The sequence below is a fragment of the Devosia sp. FKR38 genome (assembly GCF_005222805.1).
Lineage (GTDB): Bacteria > Pseudomonadota > Alphaproteobacteria > Rhizobiales > Devosiaceae > Devosia.
Genome location: NZ_STGC01000005.1, coordinates 946,171 through 959,454, shown reverse-complemented (window position 1 = coordinate 959,454; position 13,284 = coordinate 946,171). Strand labels below are relative to the sequence as shown.

Sequence of the window (13,284 nt, the reverse complement as noted above, 5' to 3'; positions counted from 1 at the left end):
CATCGCCGCTGCGGCCTTCCCTTTGCCTCAGAATCCGCTACATGAAAGCAGTCTGGTCCAGGTCCCGTAGCTCAGCTGGATAGAGCAGCAGCCTTCTAAGCTGTTGGTCGCAGGTTCGAGTCCTGCCGGGATCGCCAGACCAATCCCCTGCCCCCTGATCCCCGCCGACTTTCCGCTCGTCGCGATGCGCTCGTGCGCAGGCGTCGCAGGCAATTCCGCCTGATCGCACATCTGCCTCTTGCCAATACATAGGACTCCTATATACATGGTGTCATGAACACAATGACCGCTGACACACCTCTGAGCCTGCGCATCCAGTCGGGACTGGAGCGCGTTGCGACGGCCATGCGGGCTGACGACTGGGCCAGCGCCCGTGCCGCTGACGTCAATCCCGCGCAATTGGCGGTGCTTTCGGCGCTCGACGGGCGTGCGACGGGATTGGCCGTGCGCGAGATCGCCGGTCAGCTGGGCGTGTCGCAACCCTCGGCCACCGAGTCGATCAGTGCGCTCGAACGCAAGGGCCTGGTGCACCGCCAGCGCGACGCCGCGGACGCGCGCTCCGTGCGTGTGCTGTCCACGCCGGCCGGCGCGGCAGCACTGGCGGCGGCGCAAGCGGCCCGCAGCGTTGGCGGCCAGGCCGTCGGCGCACTGGCGCCGGCACAGCAGCAAGACCTGCTGGTGGCGCTTGTGGCCATGATCCGCCAGTTGCAGGACAGCGGCGCCCTCCCCATTCAACGCATGTGCGTCAGTTGCCGACACTTTCGGCCCAATGCCCATGCCGATGCGCACAGACCGCATCATTGCACTTTCGTAGACGCGGCATTCGGCACGCAGGACCTGCGTATGGATTGCCACGAACATGAAACCGCCAATCCGGCGACCCGGGCTGCCACCTGGGCCGCGTTCACAGCGGATCGCGGACCCCTCCAGGCTCAAACAGAGAGATAAAACGAGAATGACCAGACATTTCTTGCTTGCGGCGGCCCTGCTGTGCAGCGCCTGCCTGCCCGCCTTTGCGCATGAGGCCGGCATTCATGCCGAGCCCAGCGACGCCGTGCCCGCCGCCATGGACATCATCGAGACCAGCGTTGGCATCGCTGGCGACATGGCGGTGTTTTCCACCCGCGTTCGCGGCTCGGCCGGGGCCGAGACGCCCGCAGCCACCGGCAATTTCGCCGGTGCCGGCGTCTATGCCTATGTGTGGCCCACCGGGCTGAACAGCAGCGATGTCGGCTTTGAAGCCGACCAGGGCATTGTCGCGCTGGCGGTGACCTTCCACCCCGACTTCGACGACGCGGCCAATGGCGGCGCCAATCGTGATGTGTGGCACCCGCATTGGGTGGTGCTGGCCGAGGACGCGGCCTGCAATGGCGGGCTGAAGGTCGTCGACATTGCCGAAGGCACCGCGCCCAAGGTGCCGGCAACCTGGCCGAAGGTGCCATTGCTGATCGACAGCCCGGACTATGCCACTGATCTGAGCGGCGACACGGTCAAAGTGACCCTGCCGATCGCGCTGGTGGGCGGGCTGGTCAATGCGGCCTATGACGGCGTCACCGCTGGCCTGCGGATCAACGCCGACCTGCATGCGCCGCTGCTGTGCGTGGATGATGTGTTCAAGATTGCCTCGGGTGACCATAGCCTGCCGGGCAAGGTATCGACCGCACAGTAGGTCAAATAGCACGCGTGCCGGTTCGTCGACTGCCATCGACGAACCGGCGGTTTCAGTCCTCCAGGCATGAAGAGACGAAACGCAACAGACTTAGCGTCAATGGCGCGCCCGAGGCAATCAGGGCCTGCCGATGGGAGACACAGTCATGAAAACGGTAACCGCACTGCGACATGTTCATTTCGAGGATCTGGGAACGCTGGCGCCAGTGCTGGAGCAGCGTGGCTATGCCGTGCAATACCGGACCGTGGGCGACGCAGACTTCCTGGATTTTGATCCGCTGGCGCCTGACCTTCTGGTGGTGCTGGGTGGACCAATCGGCGTCTATGAGGAGGCGTCCTATCCCTTTCTCACAGCCGAGAAGGCCTTGATCTCAGCGCGCGTCGCGGCCGGCAAACCGGTTCTGGGCATCTGTCTGGGCGCGCAATTGCTGGCGACGGCGCTGGGCGCCCGCGTGTTTCCGTCCGGCCTGAAGGAAATCGGCTTTGCGCCCCTGACGTTGAGCGCGGACGGTCACGCCGGGCCGCTGCGTCATCTCGCTGGGCTGCCGGTGCTGCACTGGCATGGCGACACCTATACCCTGCCGGAGGGCGCCGTGCATTTGGCCGCCAGTACTCTGGTTGAACAGCAGGCCTTTGCACTGGGCCGCAACCTTCTGGCGCTGCAGTTTCATGTCGAGGCCGATGCACAGGCCGGCTTCGAGCGCTGGCTGGTGGGCCATGCCAGCGAGCTGGCATCGGCCGGGATCGACGTCACCGCCCTGCGCCAAGACGCTGGCCGGTTCGGCGCGCCGTTGGCGGCAGCGGCGGGCAAAATGCTTGAGGACTGGCTGGACGGGCTCGATCGGCCATGAACGGTGTGCGCCTGGGGGGACTGCTGACCGGCTCGGTCCGCCCTCTCGGCGCGAAGGGCGCGCCCAGCGGCATCGACAAGCAACCCGTTTCGGGGCCGGTTGTGCTCACACATCATGGTCTCACCGGCGATGCGCAGGGCGACCTGCGGGTGCATGGCGGGCCGGACAAGGCACTGCACCATTATCCGTTCGACCACTATGCGCAGTGGGCCGAGGCGCTGGGCGCCCTGCCCCTGCTTTCCCGAAGCGGCGCCTTTGGCGAGAACCTCTCGACGCTGGGCCTGACGGAGGCCGATGTGGCGGTGGGCGATGTGTTTGCGCTGGGCTCGGCGATCATCGAAGTCAGCCAGGGGCGCCAGCCCTGCTGGAAGCTCAATGCCCGCTTTGAGGTCGCCGACATGGCGCGGCGCGTGCAGATTTCGGGGCGGACGGGCTGGTATTACCGGGTGCTGCAGACCGGTCAGATCGCCCCCGATGATGCGCTGTACCGGATCGACCGGCGGGCGCCGGAGTGGAGCATCGGCCGGATCTGGCAGATCTTCTATCTCGACCCGCTCAATCGCGACGTCCTGGCGGAATTGGCCGAACTGGCGCCGCTGGCTGAAGGCTGGCGCCGCCATGCCCGGCGACGGCTGGACACCGGGACGGTGGAAGACTGGAGCCGGCGCCTCAGCGGAGACGCTGCCGGCTAGCCGGTGCGGCTACCAGACCCTGGCCGGAATGGTGACGACAGCAGGTATGACTGTCGGATTGGGGAAGGTCCACGCCGCGCCATCGACGCTGAGGCCATGGTCCCAGTCGAGCGTCAGCACGGGGGCCTCCGGGCGGACGACGGTGAGCCTGCGGCCATCGCGCGTCAGCGTCGTCTCGGCGATACGCGCGCGGAAACGGGCGAAGGCAGCGGCGTCGGGGCAATCGGCGACGATGGTGACCCAGCCGGTGCGCAGGCCCGCAACGCGATATTCGCGGCCGGCGCCAGCGCCAGTGGTCATGGCTGCAAGCGGCGCCGTGGCGCCGATGGCGACGACGCCCTGGCCGGCGCGGGCGATGAGCCAATTGCCCTCGAGGACGCGCTCGTCGATGCCCGAGGTCGACAGATAGGCATGGGTGAAGGCGACGCGCGGCGACGCGCCCAGGTCATAGAGCTGGAGCGCGACATTGTCGTGCGCGCCGACGCGCGGCATCACGCCATTGCCGGCCCAAAAAGACGGGCGATTGTGGCCCCAGGGATCGTCCTCGCCAGGATGGTTGACCCAGGCGCGGGCGAAGGGATGGGTGGCGAGGCGCACATCGACCAGATGCTGTTGGTGGCCGGTCTGGCCTGGGCGGCCATCGACGCAGGCCGAGAGCTGCACATGGGCGGTCTTGTAGAGCGCCAGGCGCCCCGCGCCGGCATGGCCCTGCACGTAGTGGGCTGTGACCGCGCGGTCCTGCGGCGGATTGACGAGCGCGGCCAGCGCCGCTGGCGGCTCATAGGCGCCGACGAGGAATTGCGGGAAGGCCGCCACGCCGCGATTGAGCCAGCCCCGGCCGAAGGCCACGGCGGCAAGGGGCGCCAGCTCGGTGATGGCGCCGGCGCTGAGTTCCAGACCATAGGCGCGGCCCATGCTGCCCGCCGGCACGCCGGCAAGGGTATGGAGCGCAATCATCTCGAAGAGGCGATCGAGCATGGCTTTGGCGCGGCTGGCGATGGCTGGCGGCGCCAGTTCGGCCAGGGCCAGCAGGCCAATAAAATCAATGGGGTAATAGGCGGCCGAGTTCCATTCGGCCAGGCCATCGCGCTCGATGGCGTCGAGCCAGAGGCCCATGCGCATCTCGCCCAGCTCGGCCTGTTGCCGGCCCGTGCGGCCGGAGGCGGTAAACAGAGCATCGGGCAGCAGGAGCCCGGCCAGCAATTGCGCGGTGTGGAAGCAGAGCACGTGATTCTCGCTCCAGAACCACATCACGTCATTGCCGGGCTCATCGACCCAATAGCGATAGTCCAGCAGCGCGCGCTGGGCGCGGGCCAGGAGATCGGCCGGCAGGCCGTCGGCAAAGCGGTGCAGCGCCCAGAGCAGCGGCACAGCGACGAAATCGGAACAGTCGTGCCGCTGCTCGATGACATGCAGCGTCTTTTCGATAATGCGGCGCAGGCGCGGATCGTCGGCATGGCCGGCAGCCAACAAGCCCAGCGCGGTGCCCATGCGCTCCTCGCCATGCTCGACAATATGATCGAGCGCCTGGCGCTTGCGCGTGGCGATGTCGGCGGCCAGTTGGCGCGGTTCGACCTGAGGCAGCACGACGCAGTGGATTTCCCGCGTGGTGCGAGCGCCCTGCGCGGCGAAGACCAGATCAACGATATAGAAGCCGCTGGCGAGGCTCTCGGCCGGGCAGACAAACAGCTGGTCCTGCTGCGGTGGCAGCGTCAGATCATAGTGCAGGGAATCGCCCCCGGCCTGGGAGCCCGGGCGCAGGGTGACGGCGAGCTCCACCGGCACGGCAACGCCAGCGTCGAACTGCAGCACCAGGCCCTCGGGCCCCACCCTTTCGCCGAGCGGGCGCACGCTGGCGGCCAATTGGCGGATGGCGGCGCTGTCGCCCTGCGCCTGGGCACCGGGCAGCGTGGCGGTAATCGGCGCCGGGCTGATCAGGCCGAGTTCAAAGAACCAGGTCGTGTCACGCTCGGCCATTTCCTCGGTCAGCACGACGACATCGCTGCCGCCCTCGCGCAGCGGCAGGGCAATCTCGCGGCGCTGCGGGCTATTGCGCACATAGGGCTCAAACGCCACCTGCAGCACACCATCGACCCAGATGTGGACGCCGCCACAGGTGATCAGGTCAAAGCGGTGGTCGCCGGGCGTGGTGGGCACCAAGGTGGTACGGCACCAGCGCGAAAGCCGCGTGGGGCGATATTGGAAGCGGGTGAATTCGACGCGGCGGCTGGGCCCAGGCAGGTGCAGACCCTCGACGGACCAGTCGGTTTCAAGCGCAGGAACGCGGGTGGCCAGCTCGCGCATCAGCGCAATGCGGCAGGGCAGCGTGCCGACATCCACGAAGCCATTGATGAAGTGGTAGTTGACGCGATCCTCGGCCGGCGCGGCTATCCCAGGGTAGTCGATGGCCGAGACCGGCGAAAGCGCCCAGGCGGTGACGCTGCCGCCCGGCGCAATGGCAAAGCCCTGGTGCAAATTGGCGACGGGGCTGGGCATAGCGAACTCCGAAAAAGGTCAGGCAGTAGGCGGGGTCAGGCCGTGATGGGCGGGGCAGCGGCGCTGTCGCGCAGCACCAGGTCACAGCCCAGTTCGAGCTTTTGCGTGGCGCGGGGGGCGCCAACGCTGATCAGGCGCTGTTCGAGCAGGTTGAGCGCGGCAGCGCCGAGCTGTTCGAGCGGCACATTGACGGTGCTGAGGCTGGGCGCGGCAAACTGGCCGGGGGCAATGCCATCAAAGCCCATCAGCGAGACATCTCCCGGCACGTTCAGCCCGCGCGCCGCCAGCGCGCGCATGACGCCCAGCGCCAGATTGTCGGCGGCGCAGAAGATGGCGGTGACGCCGTCGAGACCCTTGTGCGCGTCGAGCCAGGCCGTCACGGCCGCCTCGCCGGCCTCGGGCTCCCAGCTTTTGGCATAGCAGAAGCGCGCGTTTTCGGGCGGCAGGCCGTGGTCGGCAAAGGCGTCGCAAAAGCCCTCGGCGCGGCGGCGGATGGTGGTGCGGCCTTGCCAGGTGACGTGGAGAATCTGGCGATGCCCCTGCCCGATCAGCCAATTGGTGGCGAGGCACGCGCCGAAGCGATTGCCGGGGGTCACGCTGTCGAGGCGCATGCGGCTGTCTTCGCTGTTGAGCAGCACGGCAGCGATGTCGGCGGCGGCAATGGCGTCGATCAGCTCTGGGCGGTCGATATTGAGCAGCAGCAGGCCATCGGCCTGGCTGGTGGCCACGGCGTCCAGCAAGCCATTGGCATCGCCGGCGGCGTCGATGGCATGGGGCACCAGCCTTATGCCGCGCGCCTCGCAGGCGCCGCCCAGCGCCTTGAGGATGGTCCAGGAGACGAGGTTCAAGCTGGTCTGCGCCAGTGTATCGGGCGGCATGGCGACGACAACGGCCTGCAGCGCGCCGATGGCGCCCATGGCCTGGCGCCGCGCCAGATAGCCCAGGCGCCGGGCGACATCGAGCACACGGGCCCGGACGGCCGGCGAGATGGGCGCCGTGCCGTTGAGCACATGCGAGACGGTGGAAATGGCCACGCCCGCCTCGCGCGAGACATCCTTGATGCCCACCTTGGGCGGCTTGACGCGCTCGATCACCGACCCGGCCATGGCGCGCCTACCGCAGGCCGAAGCTGTGGCACAGCGCGGCCATCATGCCCGCGCCAGCCGAATGGTCTTGACCTCGAAGGGGCCGAAGGCCAGCGCAACGCGGCCCGCGTCGATGGCGAGGGCCACGCCGTCGCGCTCCAGCAGATCGACAGCCTCTGCCACCGTATAGCCGGCGGGCAGCGTGATGCTGGCCGGCGTGCGCTGGCCGCGGGCCTCCCAGAGGCGGAGGATGAGGGCGTCATCGTCCTCGGCCAGCTTGAGCGCTTCGAGCACGATGCCATCGCCCTCGACCGCCAGCAGTGGCGAATCGACGGCGCCGGCGCCGGGCAGCGCCAGCAGCGGCAGGTTGAAGTCCTCGGCCGCAGCGGTGACGGCAGCCGTGTCGCCATCATGCAGCATGATGGCATAGCGGATGCGGTGCGCGCCCTGGTCGGACTCCGGCCAGGGATAGGTCGGCGAGCGCAGCAGCGTCAGCCGCACCGTCGATCCCTTGGCGTCATAGCCATATTTGCAGTCATTGAGCAAAGCGACGCCGAAATCGGGTTCGGAGACGTCGATCCAGCGCTGCATGGAGCACTCGTAGCGCGCCTCGTCCCAGCTCGTGTTGACATGGGTGGCGCGCTGCACATGGCCGAACTGGATTTCGGCGCGTACGGCGCTGGCGTTGACCGCGATGGGGAAGCCGGCCTTGAGCAGCGTATTGTGCTCGTGCCAATCGATGAAGCTCTCGATCTCAAGCTGGCGCGCATCGGCTTCCAGCGAGACGATCTGCACGATGGTCGAGCTTTCATAGCGGTATTCAAAGCGGATGGCGGCGCGCAGCGGGCCGGTCTCGACGACGCGGGCGGAGACGAGCTCGTCGATGTCCCAGGACTGGTCTTCGAAGGAGCGATCGATGTCCCAGGCATCGAACTGGGCCGGACGGTCGCGATGGGCGCGCAGATGGTTGCCGAGCTGGCCGGGGCGCAGCACTTCGCGATTGTGCTTGCGGTCGCGCAGCGAGACGATGCGGCCGAGATCATCGAAGCGGGCGATCAGGTGATCGTTCTCGATGGCATTGGCCGAGACCTTGAGGGTGCTCACCGGCGCCTGCGGCGCGATGGCCGCTGAGCCTAGACCCGCAACCGGCGCCTGACGGATCACCGAACGCGTGCTGCCGTCGGCATGCTCGATGGTCTGGCTGCCCGCCATGGCGCTGGCGACGAGGCCTGAGCGGGTTCGATTGGTGACGTTGAAGGCCGCCCCGGCGCCGCCGCCCAGGCCAGCGGCCAGCTCGGCGCGCAGGGCGTCGGCCGTGGCAAAGAAGCGGGCATAGTCGCGGTCGCTATCGTCAAACACCGCGCCGATGGACGAGCCGGGCAGGATATCGTGGAACTGGTTGAGCATGACGATCTGCCACAGCTCCCACAGCGCCGCGCGGGGATAAGCCATGCCGCTGCGCAGGTGGGCGGCAACGGCCAGGGCCTCGATCTCGCGCAGCGTGCGCTCGGCCTTGCGGTTGTTGGCCTTGTTTTTGGCCACCGAGGTCAGCGTGCCGCGGTGAAATTCGAGATAGAGCTCGCCCACCCAGGTGGGGAAGCGCTCGGGATAGGCATTCATCTTGGCCAGGAGGCGCTCGAAGAAGGGGCGCATCGGCTCGTGGCTGACCTTGGGACAGCCGGGAATACCGCGTTCCATGCGGCGGATATTCTCCAGCATTTCGCGGGTCGGGCCGCCGCCGCCATCACCATGGCCATAGACCAGGAACAGCTCGTCATTGACCGGCTGCTGCCCATAGCGGTTCCAGGTGCCCATGACGTGGGTGGGCTTGAGATCGGGGCAATAGGTGGTGCCGATGCTGGGCGACTTATAGGGCTGGGTGGTGAGGAAATAGGCCGCGGTCGTCGTGCCGTCGATGCCCTGCCAGCGGAAGGTCTCGTAGGGCATGCGGTTGGTGTCGTTCCAGCTCAGCTTGTGCGTCACGAAGGTGTCGAGCCCGGAGCGCTCCATCAACTGCGGCAGGGCAGCCGAATAGCCGAAGGTATCGGGCAGCCAGAGCATGCGCGGGCGCACGCCGTAGGTTTTCTCGTGGTAGCGCACGCCATGCAGGATATGGCGGACCAGGGATTCGCCATTGGACACATTGACATCAGGCTCGAGCCAGAGCGCGCCTTCGATCTCGAACTGGCCGGATTTGACGCGCTCCCCCACCCGCTCGAACAGCTCGGGATAGTCCTGATCGAGATAATCGAGCAGCACGCACTGGTTATACATGAAGCGGTAGTCGGGATATTCGTCCATCAGCGCCAGGGCCGTGGCCATGGACCGCGCCATCTTCTGGCGGGTTTCGCGCACGCGCCACAGCCAGGCGACGTCGATATGGGTGTGGCCGGTGGCCACGATGGTCGGCATGGCGTCGGCATCGGCCATGGCATAGATGGCGTCGGCATGCTGCTCGGCAGCCTTCAGACTGGCGTGAAAGCGCTGGAGATTGCCGGGGCGCAGATCGAGCACGGCCAGGGCCGCATCGATGTGGCGGATGATGGCATGGGCGCGGGCATCGTCCTCGGGCAGCAGACGCGCCACTTCGCGCGGCACGCTGAGGTCGTAATAGACCTTTTCGGCCAAGCCATCATGGGTCCACAGGTGAATGCCGAAGCCGAGCTGGCGACGATCCTCGATGGTGCCGGCCTCGACCATGATGTCGAAGCGCTCGCCGGCGCGGGCCTTGTCGGTCAGGCGAATGGTGCGGTGATTGGCGTCCGAGCCCTGGGTGATGCGGCCATTGACGCGCACCAGGCATTGCGGATCGGAGCGGCCCATGACCTTGCCAAACGCTGCCTCGATATAGAGATGCACCGCTGCGCCATCGAGTTCGGGCGGAATGACCACGGACCCAGCGAACCAGTAATAGCCATCCGGCTCACCCCAGATCAGGTCACGATCAACGATGGTCCAGGCGCTGGTGTCTTCCTGGAGCACGGCGGCGCGCTCGTCATGCCCAGCGGCGCGGTAGCGCAGTGGCACGGCCATGCCGGTGGGCACGAAGATGCGCTCGGACAGGGCCTTGAGCATGGTGTCGATCGATGAAGACTTGGCGGTCCGCGTCACGGCTATGTCCTATGGCAATGAAAATGTTTTCTTTGCGGGGAGATTCGTCGCGTATTTCTCGCGTTTCTCGGGCGAAAAGCAATGAAAATAGTGGCGGAGGATTTTCACATCGCGACGCACACAAGCGCCCCGCCGCAGCCCGGGGGCGGCGGCAGAGGAGCGCTGATCAGCTCGGGCCTGCGGCCCCTGGATTTGGTGCGATGGCTGGCTAGAAGTCGAAGCCCATTTGCGAGACGGCAGCCGGCTCGCTTGGCCGGGGTGACGCAGCCGGTTTGGCCACGGGCGCTTCGGGCTTGGCCTTGGCCGCGGGCTTGACGCGGGCCAGCTTGACCGGCGCTGCGGCAATGGGCTCGGGCGCCGGCACCACTACGGGCTCGGGCGCCGCGACAACGACGGCAGATTCGGCCACGGCAGCCGTCTTGGCCGCCGGCAAGACCTCGGCCAGCCAGCGTTGCACGGGCGCCAGGCGATGGGCATGCAGCGCATAGCGGTTTTCGCGGCCGAGCTTTTTCTCGCTGATCAGCCCAGCCTGCTTGAGCACGCGCAAATGCCGGGAGATCGCCGGGCGGCTGATCTTGAACGCTGCCGCCAGCACATGCACCGGCTGGGGGCCCTCATGCAGGATTTCGATCAGCCGGCAACGGGTGGGATCGGCCAGGGCGACGAGGATCTTGATGGGCGGCATGACGGTTCCAGAGCTGTTGCTGCTGAGTAGGTAACGACAGGGTTACTCGTCAAGTCCGCCCAATGGGATAGAACGGATTGTTCACCAGAACTGTTGGTCAAGGCTTCAGGATAATCGCAAATCCCGGTGATTCCAGCAAAAGCCGCAACAATTCGGCCACGAGAGCATGCGAGGGTGTGGCCATTGGGGATGCACGATATGCAAGACACACCGACCGCGACATATTCATGGTGGAGCCGCGAACAGCGGCCTTACACGCGCGCCGAATTGCTGGTGGATGGCATTGTCCATGTGCTCGGCCTGGTGGTGGCGATCGCCGCTGGATCGATCCTTCTGGCCTTTGCCATCATCAAGACAGCGCCGGAAGCGGCCCCTGCCCTGACCGTCTATGTGGCGAGCCTGGTGGTCGTGCTCGGCGTATCGCTGGCCTATAATCTGTGGCCGGTGTCACCGGTCAAGAAATTGCTGGCCCGCTTCGATCAGGCCGCGATCTTCCTCTTCATCGCTGGCTCCTATACGCCGTTTCTCGCCGTCATCGGCGGCACGACGACGGGCGTGTTGATGACCACTTTTGTCTGGGGCGCCTCACTGATCGGCGTCGCCCTCAAGCTGATCGTGCCCGAGCACTTCGGGCGCCTGGCCATCGCGCTCTATCTCGCCATTGGCTGGAGCGGCATTCTGGTGTTCCAGTCCCTGGCGCAGACCCTGCCGCAATCGACCATGATGCTGCTGCTGGCCGGCGGCGTGACCTATTCGCTCGGCATCATCTTCCATCTGTGGGAGAAGCTGAAGTTCCAGAACGCGCTCTGGCACGTGTTCGTGGTGGCCGGCGCGAGTCTGCACCTCTGGGCGGTGCTGGACTGCATGGTGATTCACCGGCTCTAGCGCCCGATCCGCCCGCCTCAGTTGGCGGGCTTGGCCACCCGGTCATGTTCCATGGTGTCGCCGGCCTTCAGGCCCAGCGCTTCGGAGCGTCCGCCGGGGATTTCCAGCACGAACTGCACCGGCGCGCCCGACGGGATCGAGGTCGTGTCATGCGGATGCGCGTTGACATGGATGGATTTGATCACGCCATCGGCGCCGACAAAGATCATGTCGAGCGGAATGAAGGTGTTCTGCATCCAGAACGACACGTCCCGCTCCTGCTTGAAATCGAACAGCATGCCGGCGTCGTCAGCCAGCTCCTGGCGGAACATCAGGCCCTGGGCCCGCGATTCCGGTGTGTCGACCACTTCGACGTGGAACTCATGGGCGCCGGTCGCCGAGTTGAGCACGAGGCGCCCTTCATCGCTGCAGGCGGCCAAAGGCGCCGCGACCAGCAAAATGGCAAGCGCCGCAGCAGAGCGGCGCACGAAGGGCATAACGCCGGATGCGGAAAGGGTCATGGCATCAGGTCCTAGTGCGACGACGGCGCACCGCCCCAGTCATCGGGCCGGATTTCGGCAACCATAAGGCCCTTGGGGCCATTGCCATAGCGCACCAGCACAAACTGGCCCGGACGCAGCTCGGCAATGCCGAAACGACGCAGCGTTTCCATATGCACGAAGATATCGGGCGTGCCCTCGCCGGCCGAGAGGAAGCCGAAACCGCGGATGCGGTTGAACCACTTCACCTCAAGACGCACCATGCCAGAGGTTGGCTCGACCACGACATGGGTGCGCGGGGCAACCTGTGCCGGGTGACGGGCGGTCGATTCGTCCATGGAGACAATGCGGAAGGCCTGCAGGCCACCGGGGCGGTTGAGCGCCTCGACAACGATGCGCGCGCCTTCATGGGCCGTCTGGTAGCCGTCGCGGCGCAGGCAGGTCACATGCAGCAGTACATCGGGCATGCCATTGTCGGGAACGATAAAGCCAAAACCCTTGCCGGCGTCGAACCATTTGATCGCGCCGGAGACTTCGATGGTATCCAGGCCGCTCTCGACACCGTGAGACGGCGAGTCATTGCGTGTCACAGACCCCGTCTGCTCCGACAGGTTCGCTGGCTCATCGCCATCGCCGCCAAACTTGGCCCCCATAGTCCCCAAAGCCCTTCTCCCTCATCCCGCAGTGACGAGGTACTCCACAATACAATAGCCATCACTGTGGCCGATTCAATCGCGCTTGTTAAGCATGTCTTAGTAATTTGTTCGGCGGGGCAAAGGTTGCCGCAGGCGGGCCCCCTTGCTAGGCCATGGTCACGACAAGCCAACATGAGGAGAACGCCATGCGCTATCTGCACACCATGGTCCGCGTCACCAATATCGACGAGAGCCTGGAGTTTTACTGCAAGGGGCTGGGCCTGGAGGAGGTGCGCCGCACCGACAATGAAAAGGGCCGCTTCACGCTGATCTTCCTGCGCGCGCCCGGCGACGGCGGCGGCGAGGTCGAGCTGACTTATAATTGGGATCCGGAAACCTATACCGGCGGGCGCAATTTCGGCCACCTGGCCTATCGCGTGCAGGACATCTATGCCCTGTGCCAGCATCTGATGGACATGGGCGTGGTCATCAACCGCCCGCCGCGCGACGGTCACATGGCCTTTGTCCGCTCGCCGGACGGCATCTCGATCGAACTGATTCAGGAGGGCTCCCTGCCCCCGCAGGAGCCCTGGCTGTCCATGCCCAATACGGGCAAGTGGTAGGCACCTGACCACCCGGCTATCGGCCGGCAAGACTTTGCTAACCGTAGCCATTAGGCCGCGGTTAGCGAAACCCA

At 66.1% G+C, this 13,284-nt stretch carries 12 protein-coding genes and 1 tRNA gene; 7 read left to right on the top strand and 6 right to left on the bottom strand.

Annotated elements, in window-relative coordinates; all coding sequences use genetic code 11:
• Positions 1–60 precede the first annotated feature (60 nt).
• From E8M79_RS09685 to E8M79_RS09665, 5 genes are all read left to right on the top strand, one after another.
• Positions 61–137, top strand: a tRNA-Arg gene (locus tag E8M79_RS09685).
• A gap of 145 nt (positions 138–282) precedes the next feature.
• Positions 283–948: a MarR family transcriptional regulator gene (locus E8M79_RS09680; RefSeq protein WP_248304960.1), complete on the top strand. Its 666-nt coding sequence runs from the start codon at positions 283–285 to the stop codon at positions 946–948.
• A gap of 7 nt (positions 949–955) precedes the next feature.
• Positions 956–1,669: a hypothetical protein gene (locus E8M79_RS09675; protein ID WP_137151707.1), complete on the top strand. Its 714-nt coding sequence runs from the start codon at positions 956–958 to the stop codon at positions 1,667–1,669.
• 145 nt (positions 1,670–1,814) lie between these two features.
• Positions 1,815–2,519: a glutamine amidotransferase gene (locus E8M79_RS09670; protein WP_137151706.1), complete on the top strand. Its 705-nt coding sequence runs from the start codon at positions 1,815–1,817 to the stop codon at positions 2,517–2,519.
• Entirely contained in the window at positions 2,516–3,211 is a 696-nt protein-coding gene (locus E8M79_RS09665) for an MOSC domain-containing protein (protein WP_137151705.1), read from the top strand. Before E8M79_RS09670 ends, E8M79_RS09665 begins: the two co-directional genes overlap by 4 nt.
• A gap of 9 nt (positions 3,212–3,220) precedes the next feature.
• On the opposite strand, the gene E8M79_RS09660 is transcribed toward E8M79_RS09665, so the two are convergent.
• The 4 genes from E8M79_RS09660 to E8M79_RS09645 form a co-directional block, all read right to left on the bottom strand.
• Positions 3,221–5,707, bottom strand: a complete 2,487-nt coding sequence (locus tag E8M79_RS09660) for a hypothetical protein (RefSeq protein WP_205747898.1) — start codon at positions 5,705–5,707, stop codon at positions 3,221–3,223.
• A 35-nt stretch (positions 5,708–5,742) separates the two neighbouring features.
• Complete coding sequence (locus tag E8M79_RS09655) at positions 5,743–6,813, bottom strand: LacI family DNA-binding transcriptional regulator (protein ID WP_137151704.1); 1,071 nt, start codon at positions 6,811–6,813, stop codon at positions 5,743–5,745.
• A gap of 42 nt (positions 6,814–6,855) precedes the next feature.
• Entirely contained in the window at positions 6,856–9,903 is a 3,048-nt protein-coding gene (locus E8M79_RS09650; protein WP_248304959.1) for a glycoside hydrolase family 38 C-terminal domain-containing protein, read from the bottom strand.
• Positions 9,904–10,111: 208 nt separating this feature from the next.
• On the bottom strand, positions 10,112–10,588 hold the full coding sequence (locus E8M79_RS09645) for a metalloregulator ArsR/SmtB family transcription factor (protein ID WP_137151703.1): 477 nt from the start codon (positions 10,586–10,588) through the stop codon (positions 10,112–10,114).
• A 198-nt stretch (positions 10,589–10,786) separates the two neighbouring features.
• Here E8M79_RS09645 and E8M79_RS09640 point away from each other — a divergent pair, with 198 nt between their 5' ends.
• Positions 10,787–11,473 carry a hemolysin III family protein gene (locus E8M79_RS09640; protein ID WP_137151702.1) on the top strand — a complete coding sequence of 229 codons (687 nt, stop codon included), beginning with the start codon at positions 10,787–10,789 and terminating at the stop codon, positions 11,471–11,473.
• 17 nt (positions 11,474–11,490) lie between these two features.
• On the opposite strand, the gene E8M79_RS09635 is transcribed toward E8M79_RS09640, so the two are convergent.
• Together E8M79_RS09635 and E8M79_RS09630 are read right to left on the bottom strand one after the other, a co-directional pair.
• Positions 11,491–11,973, bottom strand: a complete 483-nt coding sequence (locus tag E8M79_RS09635) for a DUF192 domain-containing protein (protein WP_248304958.1) — start codon at positions 11,971–11,973, stop codon at positions 11,491–11,493.
• 11 nt (positions 11,974–11,984) lie between these two features.
• On the bottom strand, positions 11,985–12,542 hold the full coding sequence (locus tag E8M79_RS09630) for a cold-shock protein (protein ID WP_248304957.1): 558 nt from the start codon (positions 12,540–12,542) through the stop codon (positions 11,985–11,987).
• Positions 12,543–12,793: 251 nt separating this feature from the next.
• Between E8M79_RS09630 and E8M79_RS09625 the strand changes: the two genes are divergently transcribed.
• Positions 12,794–13,210 carry a VOC family protein gene (locus E8M79_RS09625; protein WP_137151700.1) on the top strand — a complete coding sequence of 139 codons (417 nt, stop codon included), beginning with the start codon at positions 12,794–12,796 and terminating at the stop codon, positions 13,208–13,210.
• Positions 13,211–13,284: the final 74 nt, after the last annotated feature.